The sequence below is a fragment of the Tropicimonas marinistellae genome (assembly GCF_001509585.1).
Classification (GTDB): domain Bacteria; phylum Pseudomonadota; class Alphaproteobacteria; order Rhodobacterales; family Rhodobacteraceae; genus Tropicimonas; species Tropicimonas marinistellae.
On record NZ_LNCI01000001.1, the window covers coordinates 400436 to 421210 of the forward strand.

General features: G+C 63.1%; 22 protein-coding genes. 8 read left to right on the forward strand and 14 right to left on the reverse strand.

Annotated elements, in window-relative coordinates; genetic code table 11:
- Positions 1-18 precede the first annotated feature (18 nt).
- Complete coding sequence (locus tag ARC39_RS01825; protein ID WP_068109135.1) at positions 19-567, forward strand: cytochrome b; 549 nt, start codon at positions 19-21, stop codon at positions 565-567.
- 124 nt (positions 568-691) lie between these two features.
- Here the strand turns inward: ARC39_RS01825 and ARC39_RS01830 are convergent, their stop codons facing one another.
- The 4 genes from ARC39_RS01830 to ARC39_RS01845 all read right to left on the reverse strand — a co-directional run bounded on the left by ARC39_RS01830 (position 692) and on the right by ARC39_RS01845 (position 2475).
- Complete coding sequence (locus ARC39_RS01830) at positions 692-1069, reverse strand: PAS domain-containing protein (protein WP_236545092.1); 378 nt, start codon at positions 1067-1069, stop codon at positions 692-694.
- A gap of 106 nt (positions 1070-1175) precedes the next feature.
- Positions 1176-1646, reverse strand: coding sequence for a DUF427 domain-containing protein (locus tag ARC39_RS01835; protein ID WP_068109140.1), 471 nt, complete (start codon positions 1644-1646; stop codon positions 1176-1178).
- Between the two features lie 8 nt (positions 1647-1654).
- Entirely contained in the window at positions 1655-2044 is a 390-nt protein-coding gene (locus ARC39_RS01840; RefSeq protein ID WP_068109143.1) for a DUF4149 domain-containing protein, read from the reverse strand.
- On the reverse strand, positions 2041-2475 hold the full coding sequence (locus tag ARC39_RS01845) for a thiol-disulfide oxidoreductase DCC family protein (protein WP_068109146.1): 435 nt from the start codon (positions 2473-2475) through the stop codon (positions 2041-2043). The genes ARC39_RS01840 and ARC39_RS01845 overlap by 4 nt, the downstream gene beginning before the upstream one ends.
- A gap of 96 nt (positions 2476-2571) precedes the next feature.
- On the opposite strand from ARC39_RS01845, the gene ARC39_RS01850 reads away from it, so the two are divergent.
- Complete coding sequence (locus tag ARC39_RS01850; protein WP_368085962.1) at positions 2572-3852, forward strand: FAD-binding domain-containing protein; 1281 nt, start codon at positions 2572-2574, stop codon at positions 3850-3852.
- A gap of 408 nt (positions 3853-4260) precedes the next feature.
- On the opposite strand, the gene ARC39_RS01855 is transcribed toward ARC39_RS01850, so the two are convergent.
- From ARC39_RS01855 to ARC39_RS01870, 4 genes are all read right to left on the reverse strand, one after another.
- The gene (locus ARC39_RS01855) at positions 4261-4746 is read right to left on the reverse strand and encodes a GNAT family N-acetyltransferase (RefSeq protein ID WP_068109153.1); all 486 of its coding nucleotides are present in this window, start codon (positions 4744-4746) and stop codon (positions 4261-4263) included.
- A gap of 173 nt (positions 4747-4919) precedes the next feature.
- Positions 4920-5522 carry a GNAT family N-acetyltransferase gene (locus ARC39_RS01860; RefSeq protein WP_068109157.1) on the reverse strand — a complete coding sequence of 201 codons (603 nt, stop codon included), beginning with the start codon at positions 5520-5522 and terminating at the stop codon, positions 4920-4922.
- Between the two features lie 230 nt (positions 5523-5752).
- Positions 5753-6145, reverse strand: a complete 393-nt coding sequence (locus ARC39_RS01865) for a RidA family protein (protein ID WP_068109160.1) — start codon at positions 6143-6145, stop codon at positions 5753-5755.
- A 243-nt stretch (positions 6146-6388) separates the two neighbouring features.
- On the reverse strand, positions 6389-7507 hold the full coding sequence (locus ARC39_RS01870) for an iron-containing alcohol dehydrogenase (protein ID WP_068109163.1): 1119 nt from the start codon (positions 7505-7507) through the stop codon (positions 6389-6391).
- A gap of 484 nt (positions 7508-7991) precedes the next feature.
- On the opposite strand from ARC39_RS01870, the gene ARC39_RS01875 reads away from it, so the two are divergent.
- From ARC39_RS01875 to pdxA, 6 genes are all read left to right on the forward strand, one after another.
- Positions 7992-8444 carry a tripartite tricarboxylate transporter TctB family protein gene (locus ARC39_RS01875; RefSeq protein WP_236545093.1) on the forward strand — a complete coding sequence of 151 codons (453 nt, stop codon included), beginning with the start codon at positions 7992-7994 and terminating at the stop codon, positions 8442-8444.
- A 52-nt stretch (positions 8445-8496) separates the two neighbouring features.
- Complete coding sequence (locus ARC39_RS01880; RefSeq protein WP_236545094.1) at positions 8497-9456, forward strand: tripartite tricarboxylate transporter substrate binding protein; 960 nt, start codon at positions 8497-8499, stop codon at positions 9454-9456.
- Positions 9457-9559: 103 nt separating this feature from the next.
- Complete coding sequence (locus ARC39_RS01885; RefSeq protein WP_068109165.1) at positions 9560-11059, forward strand: tripartite tricarboxylate transporter permease; 1500 nt, start codon at positions 9560-9562, stop codon at positions 11057-11059.
- On the forward strand, positions 11056-11937 hold the full coding sequence (locus ARC39_RS01890) for a dihydrodipicolinate synthase family protein (protein ID WP_068109169.1): 882 nt from the start codon (positions 11056-11058) through the stop codon (positions 11935-11937). Before ARC39_RS01885 ends, ARC39_RS01890 begins: the two co-directional genes overlap by 4 nt.
- Entirely contained in the window at positions 11937-12911 is a 975-nt protein-coding gene (locus tag ARC39_RS01895; protein ID WP_068109172.1) for a phosphoglycerate dehydrogenase, read from the forward strand. Before ARC39_RS01890 ends, ARC39_RS01895 begins: the two co-directional genes overlap by 1 nt.
- Positions 12912-12951: 40 nt before the next feature.
- Positions 12952-13932 carry a 4-hydroxythreonine-4-phosphate dehydrogenase PdxA gene (gene pdxA, locus ARC39_RS01900; protein ID WP_068109175.1) on the forward strand — a complete coding sequence of 327 codons (981 nt, stop codon included), beginning with the start codon at positions 12952-12954 and terminating at the stop codon, positions 13930-13932.
- A 68-nt stretch (positions 13933-14000) separates the two neighbouring features.
- Here the strand turns inward: pdxA and ARC39_RS01905 are convergent, their stop codons facing one another.
- From ARC39_RS01905 to ARC39_RS01930, 6 genes are all read right to left on the reverse strand, one after another.
- Positions 14001-14720, reverse strand: a complete 720-nt coding sequence (locus ARC39_RS01905; RefSeq protein WP_068109176.1) for a FadR/GntR family transcriptional regulator — start codon at positions 14718-14720, stop codon at positions 14001-14003.
- Positions 14717-15814: a four-carbon acid sugar kinase family protein gene (locus ARC39_RS01910; RefSeq protein WP_068109178.1), complete on the reverse strand. Its 1098-nt coding sequence runs from the start codon at positions 15812-15814 to the stop codon at positions 14717-14719. Before ARC39_RS01910 ends, ARC39_RS01905 begins: the two co-directional genes overlap by 4 nt.
- Before the next feature lie 342 nt (positions 15815-16156).
- Entirely contained in the window at positions 16157-16822 is a 666-nt protein-coding gene (locus ARC39_RS01915; RefSeq protein ID WP_068109180.1) for a dienelactone hydrolase family protein, read from the reverse strand.
- Between the two features lie 72 nt (positions 16823-16894).
- On the reverse strand, positions 16895-17869 hold the full coding sequence (locus ARC39_RS01920) for a TAXI family TRAP transporter solute-binding subunit (protein WP_068109182.1): 975 nt from the start codon (positions 17867-17869) through the stop codon (positions 16895-16897).
- Positions 17856-19829 carry a TRAP transporter permease gene (locus ARC39_RS01925; protein ID WP_068109185.1) on the reverse strand — a complete coding sequence of 658 codons (1974 nt, stop codon included), beginning with the start codon at positions 19827-19829 and terminating at the stop codon, positions 17856-17858. Before ARC39_RS01925 ends, ARC39_RS01920 begins: the two co-directional genes overlap by 14 nt.
- Entirely contained in the window at positions 19826-20746 is a 921-nt protein-coding gene (locus ARC39_RS01930; RefSeq protein ID WP_068110065.1) for an amidohydrolase family protein, read from the reverse strand. The genes ARC39_RS01925 and ARC39_RS01930 overlap by 4 nt, the downstream gene beginning before the upstream one ends.
- Positions 20747-20775 lie beyond the last annotated feature (29 nt).

The following is a 20775-nucleotide window of genomic DNA, read 5'->3' on the forward strand; positions in this document are numbered from 1 at the left end:
CCAGAGAAGGAAGAGCGCATGGACATGAAGGCCGAAGGATACCGGATCCCCGTACGGGTGCTGCATTGGCTGGTCGCGGTGCTGGTGTTGCTGATGATCCCTGCTGGGCTGATCATGGTGCAGGACGGGCTGCCGCGGTGGTTCCAAAACACATTGTTCATCTTTCACAAGAACGCGGGCATTGTGGTGCTCCTGCTGATGCTGGTGCGGGTCTTCTATCGCTGGCGCTACACGCCACCGCCGCTGCCCGACGATATTCCGGGCTGGCAGCAGAAGGCGGCCGATATCTCGCATCGGGGATTGTACGTGCTGCTCTTTCTCATGCCCGTCACTGGATACGTGCGGGTGCGGGCAGAGCGCTACCCGATCGAGGGGCTGGACGCGCTCGGCATCGGGACGCTGGTGCCGCACTCCAAGGCGCTGGCGGGTCTGGCACAGACGGCGCACAACGTAGCGGCCTTCGTGTTGATCGCGCTGCTTTTTGTCCACATCGGCGCGGCGATGCAGCACGCCGTCCTTCGCCGGGACGGGGTGTTCTTCCGCATGTGGCCGCCATTCGGGCGGTAGCTCCGGCAGGTGCCCTCCTGCCGATCTGTGAAAGAGCCCCCGGGAATTTTCGGACCGGGCAGAGGTCCACGCCAGCCTTGCGCCGAAGCGGGCATGCAACCGGGCGAAACCGGATTTCGATCTTTCAAACCGGGTTCTGGGCCCCGACGAAATAGGCAAGATCGCCATCATCGTCGAAGAGCGGTCGGATCCGGAGCCTGTTCATAAACGGCTCACCCGACTTGCGATAGTTGAGGATATCGATGGTGAACGTCGTCTCGGCCCGAAGCGCCGCGCGGATCGCCTCGACGGCGTTCGGATCGGTCTCTGGACCCTGGAGAAATCGGCAGTTCCGCCCCAGTACTTCTTCCGGCGCGTAGCCGGTCTGGTCTTCGAACTCTTCGCTGACATAAATCATTGGGTTGTCGGGCAGTTTCGGATTGGTGATTACAACGCTCATCGACTTTTCCTCAGACTCGAGCATGGCGATCAGGTCATCTTCGCTTGGAACGGGATCGGACACGACAACCTCCTGAAACATGGAATGAGAGATCTTGACCGCATCCTATCGCTTTGGCGCATTTCGGCAACCGAGCGATCCGGTGCGCCGGGGTGCTGTCGGGCCGTCCTTACCAATGCTCGGTGCCGGGCGCGCCCTTTGGAATTCCGGTGAGGTTCGGCGTGACCCAGCCGCCATAGAAGTCACCCGGCTGTGGAACGACTCGAACACCATCGACCAGGCAGGCGTCCATCTTGCTGGCATAGAAAGCGACGTGATCTGTCAGCGGCCGGAAGCCACGGATTGGAGAGGGGTAGTACCAGGCGGCGCGTGTCGCGACCTGGTTCCCGGAGTTCACATCGAAATAGGAAGCGACACCCTTCCACTCGCAGAAACTCCGGCCGGGTGCCGGGCGCAGTTCGGCCAAGATGTCCTCCGGCCGGAGGTAGTAGGTCGGCGCATGGTGGGTTTCGAGAACCCTGATCGCCCGGGACGTGTCGGCCACCGTCGCGCCGCCGAGGATGATCTGGATGCGGCTGGACACCGGCTCGAACCGCGGTGGCCGGGGGTAGTGCTGCACGTTTTCGGGCAAAAGCGGCATGGCGAGGATCAGGTGAAGCGGAGCAGGACTGCCGCAGCAGCCGCGATATGGCCAAGGGTCAGGGCGACGGAGAGCGTGTGAAGGACCTTGAAGCGCTCCCGTTGGCCGGTGTCGGTCGCATCGTTGATCGCCGGCATCAGAACCTGGCGGGCCGGGATCACCGTAAGCGCGACGAGCCCCATGAGCCCCGCACCGAGCACGTCGATCCCCGCCAGCAGCAACGCCGACAGCGCCGAGACGGCGAGGACGAAGAGGTAGAAATGCGGGAAGGCACGGCGCAGCAGTCTGCCCGCCTGCTCGGCCGGCAGGGCGGTGAAGAGGAATGCCGCAAAGCCGAAGGAATACAGGACCATGCCGCCGAACAGCAGCGCGGTCGCGAGAAGTGCGAGGCTCGTCATTGCCCGCCCCCCTCCTGCACCGTCATCCGCCGGGCAAGGCGCGAGATCGCGGGGCGAACCGGCAGGAGTGCGCGATACCCAATCTCCAGAAGGACCGACACAGGCCGGATCCGGGCGAGACGCCCGGCAATGCGCCAGCCCGGCAGCACGCTCCAGATTTCCGCGAAGGCGGCAGCGCCGGACAGCAGAACTCCGTCCGAACGACGCACGTGAAACCGCTGCATCGCTGCGTCTCTTTGCAAATCAGGACCGGTCGGCGCTGTTTCCGAGGATACGTCGACGAAACGCAACGCATCGCTTCCGTTGCGGGAGGCATAGTGCTTGATCTCTGCCGTGCAGAGCGGACATGACCCGTCGAAATAGACGACGAGCGGATCCTGCGACGCTGTCGCGGCTTTGTCCGGCCTTCGTGCCGTTTCCGATGATTGCATTTCGCGCTTTGGCTCCTGAGTACGATTCCGCAAGCAAGATAGGCCGGGTGGGAGAGATGTCTCGTACGACGATCGCACGCCGCCGCGACGCTTCGCGTGGACAAACGGTCCGGGAGTACCAGTTTCTCCGGCATGAATGGTTCGCAGGATATTTCTGGCAGGGGCCGCGGCACCCGAAGGGCTGGGCTTGACCTGCTCGACGCCTTTCGCCCGCGCATGGGTGCACGCTACGCGGCGAACCGAAATGTCGATGCAGGGCCCGGCCGGCAAACCTCGGTCAGCCACCTTTCGCCCTATATCCGCCGCCGTCTCGTAACGGAGGCCGAGGTCGTGGCCGCCGCGCTCGACGCGCACGGCCCGGACGGTGCCGGGAAGTTCATCCAGGAGGTGATCTGGCGCGGCTATTTCAAGGGTTGGCTGGAGCACCGGCCATCCATCTGGGAAAGCTACCGGTCAGGTCTCGTCCGCGATCTCGCGGAGTTGCAGGAGAATGATGGGTTGCGCAGCCGACTCGAGGCAGCCGAGGGCGGGACGAGCGGTCTGGAGTGTTTTGACGTCTGGGCGCGGGAGTTGACCGAGACGGGGTACCTGCACAACCACGCTCGTATGTGGTTCGCTTCAATCTGGATCTTCACGCTGCGCCTTCCCTGGCGGATTGGGGCGGACTTCTTCCTGCGCAACCTGGTCGACGGCGATCCGGCCTCGAACACACTGGGTTGGCGATGGGTGGCAGGGCTGCACACCCGGGGAAAGGCCTATCAGGCCACCGCGTCGAACATCGCGCGGTTCACCGAAGACCGATTCCGGTTGCGCGCCTCCGAACTGGCAGCGGAGGTTGTCCCGCTGGATCACGAGGAACCCGGCGGCCTCCCACCACTTCGCCCGTTGCGCGAGGTCAGTGCACCGCAAGCCCGCGTTCCAACCGCGCTGCTCATCACCGAGGAAGATTGTGGCGTCGAATCCTTCGGCCTGTCGGGGCTGGATATCCAAGCCTGTGCCACCTTGGCCGGCAGCGAGCTGCGGTCGGATCGTCCCGTTGCGGCAGCCGTTTCGGCCTTCGAACAAGAGGCCCTCGACGATTCCGTGCAGCGCTCCGGCCTTGATGCGCGGCGCCTCCGGGCAGCGCAGCCGCCCGCACTCGCCGATTGGGCGACGGAGGCCGGCGTTCGGCAGATCGTTACGCCCTACGTTCCAGAGGGGCCTCTGCGAGACCATTTGCTGACGCAGCTGCCGGTGCTCGAACGCCGGGGAATTTCCCTTTGCGAACTGCGCCGCGACTGGGATCGGGCAATCTGGCCGCATGCAACGGCGGGCTTCTTCAAGGTCAAGAAGCGTATTCCCGGCATCCTTCGAACGCTGGAGATGAGGTGTCGGTGACAGCGGGAACCGCGACGGCAGCAGGCCGTTGAGTGAGGCGCCGCGACGCTTTCGAAACCGGGGCGCGTGCGAATGCCAATCGGATGCATATCGGGTCGGCTGATACGCGCAAGCGGAGCTGCCGCTGACGGAGACCTTGTTGCGACGGGACGCCGCCTAACGTGTCGCCTTGCCGGGCGCGGTTAGACGGCCTGAAACCGTCACACGCGCGCTTTGGTTGCGTCGCTTCTACTCACGTGGAAGCGACGCCAAAGCGCGTAGCGATCTACCGAGGCCAGGATTTCTGAGGCCAAGACCCGTCGCCGAATAGCAGCGCACCCCCGCGCACGACGCTGCCAATTCTTGCGGGTTGATCAGAAACGGCATCCCCCGGCGGCAGGGGCTGTCAGGATCCGAGTTCCTCACGAGTCACAGCGAAATGGACATCTCGTGCCAGGTCATTCCGCCATGATCGGAGGTCGATTGCCTTAGATAGCGGTAGCCGAACTTCTCGTAGAGCGGCACATGATGTTCCTTGCACATGAGATAGATTGTGGCCTTGCCCATCCGTGTCATCCGCTCGACAAATTCGACCATCAACGCCCGTGACAGGCCTTTGCCCTGGTGCGAGGGATCGACGACGACGGACATGATGATCACATTCGGAGCGTCGGGGTCATGCCCGACGAGCTCTTTGAACTCCTCATCGGACATCTCGACTTCATGCGCACATCCGCAATTGATAAAGCCGGCCGCCTCTCCTTCGACCTCAAGAATAAGGAAACCCTCGGGATAGACCTGGATCCGTTTGGAGATTTTCTCGTGGCTCGCAGCTTCGTTCCCTTCATACGCTGAAGCCTCGATCTCAAAACAGCGATCTGCATCGGCGGGACGGGCGTTTCGAAACCTGTTCATGCTCTGACGCTAGCCTGATCTTTCACTGGTAGCCAACATCGCTGCGAATGCTCACCTTGCTTGCCGTGTGGAGAGACTCTGAAGTCGGAGCCGATGTGTACGAAACTCCCGCGCGATCAACTGTTTGCCCCGGTTGGTGCGACACCGGCGCGATCTCCAAGAACGGCAACATTCTATGTTGGCTTGACCATAAGCACCCATTGCTGCCCCGGACCATCCCAGTTGCCTTTGACCATCGGGCGCCGGGCCTTTTGCCAGTAGCCGCAGCGTTGATAGAGCCGGATTGCCTCCGCATTCGCATCGGAGACCACGAGCGCGAGATGTGTATGCCCGCCCTCACGGGCTATCGTTTCGGCCAAAGCCATCAACCGTGCGCCATGCCCCTTGCCGCGATGCTCGGGCAAGGTGGCAATCACGTTCAGGCACCACGCGCCCGGCACAAGGTTCTCAAGTTCAACGAGCGGAACCCATTCGGCGTCGACGCCCTCGGTGGATACCGGTTCGGTTGCGTGCGGTTGCCCCATCAGGACGGCCTCGACCCCCGAACCCTGATCGAGCACGACCATGATCCACCCTGTGTTCATCTGTTCGATTTGCTGCAGGCGCCCCTCTTCCCACGGATCGCCGTCGGGCCCGGCCTTCCGCGTCCAGACCGACAGGAGAATGCCGTCCGAAGCCATGTCGTTGAGCCGCGCTACGATGGCGGCGTCGTCAGTCCGGAAGGGGCGCAACGGTGCTGTGAGGGGGACGGGAACTTCGGCCTCGGTTAGCGACATGGATTAGTCCCTCGACAGCGTGATGTGAAGTGATCTCGCAGCACAGGGTAGGGCGTGTGGAGCAAAGGCTCAATAATTCCAACAATCTCGTCGATTTGGCTGAACTCGCGACTTGCGACTTTGTGGCTAAAAATCGCAAGTCGGTCTGCCCGCCGGAGAGTGTCTGGAGACGTTCTGCCATGTTGAGAACGCTCGATGCTGGTTGTGACAGACCCGTGTGGGTGGTGGCGCTACGCGCTGTCGGAGAGCACTGCGTCGACTTCAATCTCGACCAACCATTCCGGGTTTACGAACCGAGTGACTGCCATGATGGTATCGACCGGACGAGCAGTCACGCAGTATTTCTTCCTCGCTTCGATGGCTTCTTTCCAATTCTCGATATCCGTCAGAATGACTCGTGTCCGCACGATATCGTCGAGGCCCGAGCCTGCCTGTTCAAGGGCCTCCTTGATGATTTCAAAGCATTGCGTCGTCTGAGCGAATACGTCCCCGACGCCCACGGTCTTGCCCTGAGCGTCTACGGGTGCCGTCCCGCCCACCGAAATGAACGGGCCAACGCGAACAGCGCGGCTGAAGCCGACGATTTCTTCCATCGGATTTCCGTTCGAGATCAACTGTCGCATGTCTTGCCCCACTCCATTTCCGGGCAGCCGAGTGCTGCGAACGTCGTCCGCCTGCCGCGCAGTAACACACTGACATACACCACTATCCAAAGCATGCCTGTCAATAGCGGTCGCTTTGGGGGTGATGTCGAAGTCAATATATATATCAACGGCTTATGGTCGGAGGGCCTCCAGCCAGATGAGCAAGGCGGCTCTGGGGAAGCTTCCGCCGGTACATCCCTGCCGCCGTGTCTGGTGCCAGCGTCACCAGGCCTGCCGGTAGATCTCCAAGATTCGATCACGGTTGAGATCGACGGGGTTCCAGTCCAGCAGGCGGCGGATCGCGTGGGCTTCGTCCGCCATGATGCCGAGATCTTCTTGCGGGACGCCATGCGCGCGCAGGCGCATGTCGAGGCCAAGTGACGCACAGAACGCGATGGCACCGGCGCGAATCTCCTCGGGTGTTCCGGAGCGGAATCCCAGAGCGTCACAAACGATAGCGGTTTTCTCCGGGACCGCGGGTGCGTTGGCAGCCAGCACATGGGGAAACATCAGCGCATTCGCAATGCCGTGTGGAAGCTTGCGGCGTGTTCCCAGCGGGTAGGCGGTGGCATGGCCGGCCGTGGTGTTGACGGGGCCGAGGCAAACGCCACCATAGAACGCGGCGAGCGCCATTCCGCCGCGAGCCTCGGCGTCGCTGCCGTTATCGACAGCGCGCTTTAGGTACCGGCCAACCAGACCGACGCCCTGGCGCGCATATTCGTCGATGATCGGGTGGGCGCGCTTCGAGGTGAAGGCCTCCACGCAATGCGCCATCGCGTCGACGCCCGTCGCCGCAGTTACGGCTGGCGGCACGGATATCGTGAGCGCGGGGTCGATGATCGCAAGGTCGGCAAGCATGTGCCGGCTTTCGGTGGCGACCTTCGAGTTGGTGGCGGGGTCGGTCACAAGAGCGCGCGTTCCGACTTCGGAGCCGGTTCCCGCTGTCGTGGGAATCTGTACCAATCCAACGGATCGAGCCGGTGCGCGATGTGGGCCGCTGATCTCGGACAGGCCGACGTTCTGACCGGCCATCACCGCCACCAGCTTGGCAAGGTCCATCGCCGACCCGCCGCCAAAGCCGATGACGAGGTCAGTATCACCGACGGCCGCCACGGCGTCTGACAGGTTGTTCACATCGGGTTCCGGAATCACCGCGCCAAAACAGACAACGCCATTCAGCCCGAGCAGTTCCAGGCGCCCGGCATTGACCGCGTCGGCAACGACAAAAGGACGTGTGTAGCCTTTTTCAGCAACCCAATCGGGGAGACGGGCAAGCGCGTCCGTACCGAAGAGAACCTGCGGAGGGAACTGGATTTCGATCGGGTTGGTAAGCTCTGCCATTTTCCTCCCTTTCCACGATATGTGGCCCGTTCCGGCCAGTGTTGATGGGTGTATGACGACCCCCGGACTGGCCTCCATCAAGGATGCCCGGCTCGCGAACTGGCGGTGAACCAGCAAGGAATTCGGTCATCCAATGCGTTGGAGCTACGCCAGTATCGCAATATTTGTCAACTTATGAATTTTCGTAACGCTGCGCTGTTTTGGCGCTGTTGCTGTGGTCAATATTGGAGGATTGCTCATAAAAAATACATTAAAAACATAGTATTAAATTGGTTTTGCCTAAGTTGATTGTTGGCTGCGCTCTCCGTTTTGTTGTGAGGTGGTCGGCGAAAATCCGGATCTAATAATTACAAAAATACAAAAATATGTTGACTCCGGCGCTGTGGTTTTCCAAGGTCTCGGCAACACTGCAATGGGTGTGGCGGGGACGCGCAGACGACTCGCGGAAGGTACCCCGGTCCATTGCTGGGTGCGGGAGGCGAATGTGAGCCAAATCGACGAGCGACGGAGCGACACTGTCATTGGCATGGGGCTGCTTGCGTTCTGTGTCTTTGCGGCCTGGCGGACCCTGAAGGTGAAGGTCCAGGCCGGCAGCACGATTGCCGGGCCGTCCTTCCTGCCGTGGCTGATGATCGTAGCGATTTCGATCCTGTCGATTGTCATGATCCTGCGCGCGATGCGGCGGGAGCATGGGGCCACGGTATCTGTTCCCGACCGCGCCGCGCTCGTGAAGATCGCGATATTCGTCGCCCTGTTGGTGGCCTATGCCGCCGCATTCATGCCGCTGGGCTACCTGGTGTCGACCGCTGCGGTCGTCATCGCGGGGCTGTGGCTCTTCGGAGAGCGGCGGATCCTGATGCTCACGCTATTTCCCGTTGCCCTGATCGGCACGGTCTATCTCGGTTTTACAGAGGTTCTGAAGGTCTGGCTTCCATGAAAGGGAGGCGGCCGCACGCCGAAATCGGCACTAATCAATGGAGGAGGACCCCATGATCAAGAAATCCCTCACCGCGGCGACGGCGCTCGCAGCGTTTGCGGCAGGCCCGGCCCTGGCCGATTTTCCCGAACGCCCGATCCAGGTGATCGTGCCGTATTCGGCAGGCGGCAGCACCGATCTGTCCATGCGCCTGCTGGCCGACAGCATCGAGCGGAATTTCGACGGCGTGACCGTTGTTGTGCGTAACCAGCCTGGCGGCGGCGGAGGTATCGGCACATCGGCGGCGCTCCATGCACGCCCTGACGGCTACACCGTCGGTGCCGGAGCGCAGGGTCCGCTCGCTCTCCTGCCGCACCTCGGCGGGACGGACTACACGATCGACGATGCCGATTTCATTGGCGTTATCTCGCGCTCGTTGCAGGTGCTCGTGGCCTGCAAGGATGCGCCGTTCAGCGATTATGATGCCTTCATCGAATACGCCGCGTCCGAAAAGCCGCAGATCGGCAATTCCGGCGCTGGCGGCGCCAACCATATCTCCGCCGAAGCCTTTGCCGCGGCGGCCGGAATCGCGGTCGAAAGCGTGCCGTACAACGGCTCGGCTGATGCCCGCACCGCCTGTGTTGGCGGCCATATTGACGCGATGGTGGCCTCGCCCGCTGAGGCGCTGGAGCAGTCCAAGGCCGGGAACATGACACCACTCTTCATCATGGAAGACGAGCGGATCGACCTGTTCCCCGATACGCCGACGGCGGTCGAGAAGGGCGTGGACTTCACCTGGTCGTCCTGGAAGTCGTGGATTGCGCCGAAGGGTATCAGCGAGGAAGAACTGGCCTGGCTGCGCGAGGCCGTCAAGGTCGCGGCATCGGACGAGGAATTCGTTCAGAAGATGACCGACATGGGCGAGTTCGTCGTCTATGAAGATGCCGACACGTTCCAGAGCCGCGCTTCGGGCGACAGCAAGATGGCCCATGATGCTATCGATGCGCTTGGCATGCTCGGCATGAACAACTGAACCATCCCTCCCTGGTTCTTCACAGCCGGGGAGCGCAACCCCACCGCGCTCCCCGGCTCATGACTTTCCGGCCGCGTGGCCGTTTCGAGAATTCCTGCTTGCCATGGAAACGCTTTCCTACCTGTCCCAGCTTCTGAATCCCGCCATTCTGGGTGCGATTGCGCTTGGAACCTTCGGCGGCCTGATCATCGGGGCCTTGCCGGGGCTTACCGCGACGATGGGCGTCGCCCTGCTGATCCCGCTCACGTTCGGCATGACCCCGGTGATGGGGATCAACATGCTGATCGGTATCTACATCGGTGGAATCTACGGCGGCTGCGTTTCCTCGATCCTGTTGCGAACGCCAGGCACGCCGGCCTCCGCCGCGACGGTGCTCGACGGCTACCCGATGGCGCAGAAAGGTGAAGCGGGCAGGGCGCTCGGCATGGCCACCGTCGGCTCCGCCGTGGGCGGGCTGGTCGCGGCCGTGATCCTCGCCACCCTGGCTCCGCAACTCGCGGCCATCGCGCTTGAATTCGGGGCGCCGGAATATTTCGCGCTGGCCTTGTTCGGCCTGACAATCATCGCGTCGCTGTCGGGCGATATTCTCAAGGGCGCCATCTCGGGTATGCTCGGAGTGCTGATCGCCTGTGTTGGCGCCGACCCGATCTCCGGGGTGCTGCGCTATACCTTCGGGATCTCGGGCTTCGCGTCGGGCTTTGCCTTCACGCCCGCCTTGATCGGGCTCTTCGCCCTTTCCGAAGTGTTCACCCAGATGGAAAAACTCGCGACGGGCGAGATCGTCTCGAAGAAGATCACGGGGCGTTGGCCTTCGTGGCAGGACTTGCGCGACAGCCGCGGCGCGCTGGTGCGTGGCTCGCTCATCGGCTCTTTCATCGGCATTGTGCCCGGGACAGGCTCCGGCACGGCATCCTGGATTGCCTATAACGAAGTGCGCCGTTCCTCGAAGACACCGGAGAAGTTCGGCACCGGCTATGCCCCCGGCATCGCTGCGACAGAAAGCGCCAACAACGCTGTCTGCGCCGCCGCGCTGATCCCGCTGCTCGCCCTCGGCATTCCCGGTGACGTGGTGACCGCCGTCCTGATGGGCGGATTGATGATCCAGGGGCTCGCCCCGGGGCCGCTGATGTTCCAGTCCAACCCCGATGTGATCGTGGGCATTTTCGGCGGCACCTTCATCGCGACGATCTTCATGTTCATCTTCGGCATGGCGCTGATCCCGCTCTTCAGCCGGATCCTGATGATCCCGCGCCATATCCTGTCGGTGTCGATCGTCCTGTTCTGCTTCATCGGCTCCTTTGCCATCAACCTGAACCCGGTGGACCTCTATACGATGGTTGGGTTCGGGGTGCTGGGCTGGGGGATGCAGAAATTCGGTTTCAGCCAAGCCGCGCTCTGCATCGCACTGATACTTGGGCCGATGATGGAGGCGAACCTCCGGCGCGGGTTGCTTCAGGCGCATGACAACCTGTTCGAGTTCGCCTCCGGCCCGATCACCCAACTCTTCCTGCTGCTGACTGTCCTGTCGCTCGCCTGGCCGATGATCGCCAAGCGCCTCGCTCGCCGCCGCAGCGCAACCACCCAAGAGAATGAAGACCAATGACCAAGTCAGCCTATGTCGCGCTCGTCACGTGTTTCAATGATGACGAGACCATCAATTACGAGGCCACACGAGCGCAGGTTCGTCGCCAGGTCGAGGCGGGCAACAACATCCTCTGTGCGGGAACCAACGGCGATTTCTCCGCACTGACCTACGACGAGAAGGTCAAGCTGACCGAAGAGGTCGTCGACGAGGTCGGCGGCAAGGTGAAGGTGATCGTCAACGCCGGCATGCCGGCAACGTTCGAGACGGTGAAACTCTCCAAGGAATTCGACCGGATTGGCGTCGACGGGATTGCCGTCATCACGCCCTTCTTCATCGCGTGCACGCAGGACGGGCTGATCCGTCACTACACGACCGTGGCGGATGCGGTGTCGACGCCGATTTACCTGTACGACATTCCGGCGCGGACCCAGAACCATATCGAACCCGAAACCGCCGCCAAGCTCGCCGACCACCCCAATATTGCCGGTATCAAGGATAGCGGCGGTGCCAAGGAGACGCTTGAAGCCTACATGTCCGTGGGCAAGGAGAAGGACGGTTTCGATGTCTATTCCGGCCCCGATCACCTCGTGCATTGGGCGCTGCAGAACGGCGCCGCAGGCTGCATCTCCGGGCTCGGAAACGTGATGCCGAACGTGCTGGCCAAGATCGTGTCCTGCTACAACGCGGGCGACGAGGACGGCGCTGCCGCCGCTCAGGAGACCTATACCGGCATGCGCGTCGATCTCTACAAGCTCGGCTTCCCGCCGGCGATGGTGAAGCGGGCGCTTTGGGTGATGGATCACTCCGTCGGCGCCTCGCGCCAGCCCGCGCTTCTGCCCGATCCCGAACAGGACAAGGAAATCGAGGCCATCCTCAAGAAATACGAGCTGATCTGATGACTGTCGTGCTTACAACCTCCCCCGGCTTCGGCAAACATGGCCGTGTGCCGGACCTGATCGCCGAGAAGGGATGGGAGCTGATCCGCTGTGTGGACCGGGACATTCCCGATGGCGGTGTCTCCGAACATATTGCCCGCGCCGACGTGCTGGTTGTGGGGCTGATCCCGGTGACGGCAGGGTCCCTCGAGGGTGCGGAGACGCTGAAGGGCGTTATCAAGCATGGCGTCGGTGTCGACAATATCGACATGGATGCCTGTACTGCCGCCGGATTGCCCGTGATGAACACGCCGGGCGCAAACGCCAACGCCGTGGCGGAGCTGGCCATGGGCTTCATGTTCGCGCTAGCGCGCCACATGCCTGCCAGCCATGCATCGGTCGTTGCCGGTGGCTGGGACAGGAAGGTCGGCACGGAGCTCTCCGGAAAGACCCTAGGGATCGTGGGCCTCGGAAATATCGGCCGCAAGCTTGCGCTCGCCGCGCGCGGTATCGGCATGAAGGTGGTCGCGACCGACCCCTATGCCGACAAGGATTTCGCCGCGGCGAACGGGATCGAGATCCTTGAACTCGACGATACGCTCAAGGTTTCGGACTATGTCTCGCTGCACATCTTTGGCGGGGCGGAGAATGCCGGGCTGATCAATGCCGAGAAGCTCAGCCTGATGAAGCCGACCGCCTGCCTGCTGAATCTTGCCCGCGGCGAAGTGGTCGACCTGGACGCAGTCGCCGCGGCGCTCGATGCCGGCACGCTTGGCGGTGTTGGGATCGACGCCTATGAAACCGAACCGCCCGACACAGATCATCCGGTCTTCCGCCATCCCCGCGCAGTCTTCATGCCGCATTCGGGCGCTGACACGAAGGAATCGGTCGAGAACATGGGCCTGATGGTGATCGAAGACATCCAGACGCTGCTGGATGGAGGCGTTCCGGCGCGGTGCCTCAATGGCGCGGCGCTGACCGGGGTGGATGCGTGATCGGCGCTCAATCGGAAAGATCGCAAGGAGTACCGAGCACATGACTGCTTCCAAGATCGTCATCACCATGGGCGACCCATCCGGGGTTGGCGCGGAGGTGATCGTCAAGGCGATGGCGAGCCTGCCACCGGAGACACGCGCCCGCTACACCGTCATTGGTGATCGCAATACGTTGCAGCGTGCAACGAAAAGCTGCGCGTTGGACCTGCCGCTCACCGAAGCTGGCGCGGTGCCCACTCCGGGGGCGCTGCCCGTCTTGCATGTGCCGGTGGATGGGTTGCCCGGCGAGTTCGGGGTGTTGTCGCCTGCCTGCGGCGAGGCCTCCTACCGCTACATTGTCAAGGCGGTGGAACTGGCGACGGAGGGGGCTGCCGGCAGTATCGTGACTGCGCCGATCAACAAGGCAGCGCTGAACGCCGCCGGCCACCATTTTGACGGCCATACCGGGATGCTGGCGCATCTGACCGGCTGCAAATCGTCCTGGATGCTGCTCGCTTCGCCCACGCTCAACGTCATCCATGTATCCACGCATGTTTCGCTCAAGGATGCCATCGAACGGGCGCAGCCAGACCGCGTTTACGAGACCATCGTGACCGGGCACAGACACTTTCAACGGATGGGTGTGGCGGCGCCGCGTATCGCGGTGGCCGGGATCAACCCACATTGCGGCGAGGGCGGCTTGTTCGGCCGCGAGGACGACCTGCAACTCGTTCCCGGGATCGAGCGCGCGAAGGCGGAAGGGATCGACGTGGTTGGACCCGTCCCGGCGGATACGGTTTACTATCGCGCCCACAGCGGGGCCTTTGACCTTGTGGTGGCGCAGTATCACGATCAGGGCCATATCCCGATCAAGCTGATTGCCTTCGATACCGCGGTAAACACGTCCCTCGGCCTGCCAATCGATCGCTGTTCCGTGGACCACGGCACTGCGTTCGACATCGCGGGCACCGGAAAGGCAAACCACGTGAACATGCTCGCGGCGCTGGAATACGGCGGGAAGCTCGCGGCCACACGGGCATAACCAAAGGCGGCCCGTTCATTGGCCCGAAGCGCGGTGCGAGGGCGTCCATCCTTCGATGGGCGCCATTGTCACTTCAAGCGCAGGTCCAGGAGGCCCCCACCGAACAGCCGGTCTCGCGAGTGTTCGAGGTGGCCGCGCATGAGCGCGCGGGCGTCTTCCGGTTTCTGCTGTTCGATGGCTTCGAAAATGGCGGTATGCTCGCCAAGAACGGCATTCAATCCGCCCGGCCCTTCGTTGATGATCGCATTTCCGTGCAGCGTCATGCCGACGTGAATGTGCTCCCTCAGCGCCCGGAGCGAGGTTTCGAAATACTGGTTGTTCGAGGCCTTCGCGATTGAGTGGTGAAACGCGAAGTCCGCATCCTCCCGGTGTTGCTGGGATTCCGTTGCATCCCGCAGCAGGTCGAGAGCGACTTCGATTTCTTGGAGCAGCGCGGTGTTGCGCCTGTCGGCCGCCAGGGCGGCGGCTTCGGTCTCGAGGTTGAGGCGGAACTCGTAGCAGCGCTGGATATCCGCAAGAGTCTCGACCCGTGCGAAACCAACTGGCATGGATTCATGGGCACGCACGTAGGAGCCGGCGCCCTGCCGTGAGTAGATGAGCTTTTCCTGTCGCAGCCGCTCAAGTGCGGCCCGAAGGACCGGGCGTGAGACGCCAAACTCCTCTGACAACACCGCTTCCGGTGGGAGCTTCTGGTTGGTCGGGTAGTCGCCATTGACGATACGGCTGTAGAGCGCATGGTAGACGCGGTCCGCCAATGTCGTGCGCCGCTTTGCGCGGTCCGGCTTCATCCTCTGCTCTCCGTGACGATTCGTTCCTGCCGGGTCGCATCCGACGCCGCCGCATTGGTCAGAATTCCGATCAGATTTGCAAGCGTGTCGGGCGCGCCGAAGCCCCCGGACTTGGTGATGAGATCCAATGGGCGTTCGGTGTCGAGGCAACGGGACAGGGGCACGCCGGGGAGGAGTTCGCCGCAAACTTCCAGCAACCCGGCCCCGAGGTGGCGCAGGATGGCGGCGGCCGTCTCCCCGCCGCACCCGAGTAACGTCCTGAAATCGGACTGCGACAGCGCGTTCGCGACGCCGGCGGCAAAGGCGCGGCCGGCTTCTGAGCCGGGCACCTCGGCCGAACCCGGTGTCACCTGGACCACGGTCGTCTCCGATAAGGAGACCGCAGGCACCTGCCCGTTCGGCGCGGAAACGACGGGGACCCCAGACAGGGACGTCACCTGCGCGACCGTTACCGGATCGCGCGAGCCGATCGCGAAGAGCGCTGGTGCGTATGGTGCAGGCACGGGGCGTGAGGGTGACCCCGAAGCGAGCCGCTCTGCCAAGGCCTCGGCAAGTCCGGCCGCACCCACGAACAGGGTTCCGGCAAGATCGTCTGGGAGCGCGGAACGAAGATCGTCCTGGCTCGCGATATCCGGGATGCGGGCGGCGTGGCCGATTTGCGATGCAACGTCTATCGGTGCGGCCACGCCGGCACCGCATAGCTTGCCGCCGGTCACACGGCGTCCGAGCCGGGGGATTGCCGGGCTTGCAAGGATGGTCGTCCGGCGGGCGGTGGTCAGCGCTTCGATCTCGGTGGCGATGTGGCCTTTCAATCGACTGTCGATTTTCTTGAACAGGATTCCCTCGAATCCGCGAACCCGCTCTCCGATGCGCGATACCGAGGCGCGCGCCGCTTCGGTGTCGATATCGCGGGAATTGGTGGCCACGGCGACGACGTCCGCACCGCTGGCATAAGCACCCAAGAGGTGGTCGGGAGAGAGGGCGGCAACGACATGCAGGCCGCGTGTGGCGAACGCGACTGCGCTATCCAGTGCGCCGGTCACGTCATCTGCGACGATGAGAACGTCAGGTCGCGTGCTGTGCTTATGCGTCATGTCTGCGAATTGGCATTCGACTGGCCCGGGGCGCGATACGGGCAATGCAGGATGCGACCGGGTGCCCGCGTTCCGATCTCTTGTGCTGTTGTAAGACATAAATCGGAGATTATCAAATTTTGTTCGTTACTTTAGTATCTTAATTGAGATTGTGGATTTTACAAATAATCCTTGTGCATTGCGGTTCGTCGGGGTGCTGGAAACGCTCGAAACGCTGCGCCGAACCGCGCACCGATACCGCTGCACAGCGGTCCCGGCACGCGGATTCGCATCGGCCGGCATGCGACGACGGGCAATGCCGGCCGGTGGCCGTGTGAAAGCCTCTATTGGCATCGCCGGGGTTCAGGAGGTCAGGTGGCGCTGCAGGAACTTGGCCGTTCTGTCATGTGCCAGCGCCGCAGCTTCCTGAACGTAGTCGGCCGGCCTGGCGTCGTTTGCGAATGCATGCCCCACACCGTTGTATTCAAAGACTTCCATGGAAGGGAACGCTGCGCGCGCAGCGTCCAGCATCTCGGCCGGAACGTGGCTGTCTTCGGTACCCCAGTGACCTTGGACCGGCGCCTTGAGCCCATCCGTCTGGTACTGGCCCAGCCGGGTTCCGTAGAACGCGACAGACGCGCCCACGTCGAGCGTCTGCGCGGCCCGGATCGCCAGCCCGCCTCCCCAGCAGAAGCCAATCACACCGACCTTGCCGCCTTTGGCTTTCAGCAATTGCACGGCGGCATCGATGTCCAGCATCGTGGTGTCGAGGTCGGCAGCCAACATCATGTCTCGGCCACGTGGGCCCTCGTTGAACGGGATGACCGCGCCTTTCTCGAAACGATCGAAGAGCGCGGGAATGGCGACCTCGTACCCGAGTTCGGCATAGCGGGCGGCGACGCCCTTGAGTTGATCCGTGACACCAAAAATCTCTTGCAGGATCACGATGCCGCCTTTGCGGTCACCCTGCGCGTCTTCCAGCCAGCAGTCGAGCTTGTGGCCATCCGCGGCCGTGAGTTCTGTCATCATGCGCGTCTTGTCCTTGATGTCGGGGGAGGGGAGGGGCGGCCGCTCCGAGCTGCGTCGGCGCGGCCAGCAGTATCATTCGCCGACGGGAATGCCGGCTTCTTCGAAATAGCGTAGCGCGCCCGGGTGGTAGGGCACTTCGCTCGCCGGGGCCATCGACTGCGCGTCCGCGAGGCGGAACAGGCCGAAGGCGTCTGTCAGCGCTTCCTTGCCTTCTGCAACGGACTTGACGAGCGTGTAGACCGTTTCTTCGTCGACGTCGCCGTTGGTCAGCAGCACCCACGGAATCCGCATGATGTTGGCGTCATAGTCCTGCAGCCCGTTTATGTCCGGGTTCTGCTTGAACGGAACAAGCCAACCGGAGGCGAGGTGCTCCTTGAAGGCGGCGACCCCGGTGTCCGAATCGTCGAGCGATACGTAGCACAGCCCGCCGCGGCTCTTGAGCTGTACCGAGGCTTGCTGACCGGCTCCAGCGTTCAGGCTGACGAGTGCGACATCCACCAGCCCGTCGCCGAGTGCATTGATGCCGTCGACGAAACTCGCAACGGGGACTTTCTGGAAGTCGTCATAGCTCACGCCCGCATTCGCCAGCCCGCCCTGAATGTAATAGGGAATGATGGTCGAGGATGTGTATTCGGATGCGATCCGAAGCTCCGACGCCTTGGCAGCCAGATCGGCGGCCGTTTTCAAACCGAGGTCGCAGGGCGCCATCAGGCCGGTGGTGAGAGGGAACATCACGCCCGCGAGCCGCATGTTCGGGTTCTCACGGTCGTAGTTGCCAGTGCCGGTGTAGGCAAAGGCTGCCTCAACCCCGTTGGAAAAGCCGAAGTCGACTTCGCCCGCGTTGATCAGCGGCAGGTAGCCGACGAGCGGTTGCGTCCGCGCGGTGATCCCGGCGTCATTGGCGACGCGGGCGACGGCCTGGCCGGAACTGTAGGCCAGCGAGCCCTGGGCGCCGGTGGCGATGGTCACGACCTGGGCCGCGGCTGCGCCGGCGGTCAGGGCCATGGCGGCAAGGCTGCCGCAGGCGATGTATCTAAGGTGTTTCACGATTTCCTCCCTGTGTGAAAACATCTGTTCGGTCGGCCCGCTGCTTTGGTGGCAGCGGTGTGTCCGTGGAAGCGGAGTTGAAGTAGATCAGCGCTACGCCAAGCGCCGCCACCGCTGCGGCGGCAACAACATGGACCGCCTCCGGTAGGCCGAGAAAGCCAAGTGGCAGTGTCAGAAAGCCCAACGCGACGACGAGCAAGCGCAGCACCGCGTTCAACGGGCGCCCCCAATAGCCCACGATTCCGGCGGTGACGGCGGCAATGCCGACCGCGGTGAAACCGGCTGCGACGAGATTCGCGGACAGGCTTCCTTCGAGCAACAACGCAGGCGTCGCGACGAAGGCAAACGGCAGGATGAAGGCGGCCCAGCCAATGCGCATGGCCGCGACGCCGGTGGCCAGCGCCCCGGCGCCGGTGATTGCCGCCGCGGCGAAGGCGGCGAGCGCCACCGGCGGGGTGATCATCGACATCATGCCGAAATAGAGGATGAAGAGATGCGCCGCGATGGGCTGCACGCCGGCCTCGACCAGCGAGGGGGCGACCAGCGCGGCGAGCAGAACATAGACGCCCGATGTGGGCATTCCCATGCCGAGGATGATGCAGATCACCGCCGAGATCGCGAGCAGCAGCACGATGTTGGAGCCGACGGAATCGACCAGTAGCAGTGTCAGCGCGAAGCCGAGTCCGGTTACATTCAGTACGCCGATCACGAAGCCGGCGGCAGCGACCACGAGGATCAGGTCCACCATGGAGCGGCCGGTGTTGACGAAGACGTCGCCGAAGCCCGCCAGCGTCAGTTTCTCGCCTCGGTAGCCGCGCAGGAAACCGGCAGCGATGACCGCGACGGAAGCCAGCAACGCGGAATCCTCGGGGTCCATCCGGAGCCAGAAGAGCGCGAAGAGCAGGATCGCGAAGGGCAGGAGGAAGTGCCAGCCATCGGCCAGTACCTGTCGCGTCTTCAGCCGCTCGGCATCGGCATTTCGGATGCCGTCGCGGAGCGCGATCAGGTCCACTTGCAGGAATACGCCGAGATAGTAGAGGATCGCCGGGATCAGAGCGGCGCTGGCCACGGTGACATATGGAATTTCAAGAAACTCGGCCATCAGGAAGGCAGCGGCGCCCATGATTGGCGGGGTGAGCTGTCCGCCGGTGGAGGCTACGGCCTCGATTCCACCAGCGTCCTCGTCCGAGTAGCCGCCGCGTTTCATCAGCGGGATCGTGATGACGCCCGTGGTTGCCACGTTCGAGACGGCGCTGCCGGAGATCGAGCCGAAAAGCGCGGAGCCCACGATCGACACCTTAGCGCTGCCGCCGCGTGCCCGGCCTGTCACGGCCATGGCGAGGTCCGTCAGGAAGGCCCCCCCGCCAGCGGCGAACAGCAACTGGCCGAAGAAGACGAAGAGCAGCACGATGATCGTGCCCACCGCGAGGGGCGCGGAGAACACCGCCGAAGGGTCGAAGCCGACGTATTGCACAAGCCGCTCGGGGCTGAGTTCCTTGCCAATCAGCCGACCGGGGATCTTGTCGGCGAAGAGGGCGTAGACAAGGAAAACCGCGACGATGGAAAAGAGCATCCAACCGGCGCGCCGGCGAATGCCCTCCATCACTGCCACCGTCACAACGGCGCCGATCATGGTGATTTGCCACGGGCGGTAGGCCTGTTCTTTCAGCAGCCAGGCGAAATCCCAGGCGGCATAGAGCAGCACACCGAAGGCAGCCGTGGCGATCAGCCCGTCGATCCAGCCGACACGCGCCTTGGGCTTGCCGTCGACGCCGTATTGCAGGAACGCGATGGTGAGCGCGAGCCCAAGCTGAAGGGCCATGTATTGCTGACGCAGGATGGCGAAGCCAAGGCGCGTGTGCGCCTCGACGTTCCACAGGATGCAGGCAACGACCATCGTCGTGGCGAGCCCTGCAATGATCCATTGCACGGGCGTTTTGCGGGGGGTGGCCTCCGTCATCGGGAGACCTCTTCGGGCCAGTACAGCCGCATCGGGTTGTCGATCAGCAACTTGCGCTGAAGCGCTTCGGTGGGGGCAATCCGCGGGATCACATCGACGAGTGCGCCATCGTCGGGCATATGGGAGCGCATGTTGGGGTGCGGCCAGTCAGTGCCCCAGAGGACCCGGTCTGGGAAGCGGGAGACGAGTGTCCGCCCGTAGGGGATCACGTCGTCATAGGGCGGTCCGGCCTGCGTCAGCCGCTCCGGGCATGTCGCCTTGACCCAGAACCGCTCATTGTCGTCCAGCAGGCGCAAGAAGCCTGCAAAGTCGGCGCTGTCGATGCCCTGCGAAACGTCCGGGCGGCCCATGTGGTCAACAACGATAGTGCCCGGAAGGGAGAGCAGGAAGGGCGCGAGATCTTCCAGTTCGGCCATTTCGAAGTAGACGACGATATGCCAGCCGCGATCCGCTATCCGGGCCGCGATCCGGTGGTAGGCATCCCTCGGTGCATTTCCGACGAGCCGCTTGAGGAAATTGAACCGTATTCCGCGCACCCCGCCGGCATGGAGGGCGTCGAGCGCGTCGTCGCTGGCCTCCTCGCCGATCACCGCAACACCACGAGCCGCGCCGTCGGATCGGGCAATCGCGTCCAGCATCGCGCTGTTGTCCCGGCCGTGGCAGGTTGCCTGGACGATCACGTTGCGGGAAAAGCCCAGGTGATCCCGCAGGGCGAACAGCGTTTCGGAAGCGGCGTCGACCGGTGTGTATTTGCGTTCCGGCGCGAAGGGAAAGCGAGCAGACGGTCCGAAGACATGGCAATGCGCATCCACCGCGCCTTCGGGCACCGCGAATGTGGGTGCTGAGGGGCTTGGGTGATACGGCAGATAGGCGGTTGCCGAAACGGCATCGCCCGGAGCCCTTTCAGGCTGGGTCATCAGATTCTCCTCCCAATTGCCGTTAAGAT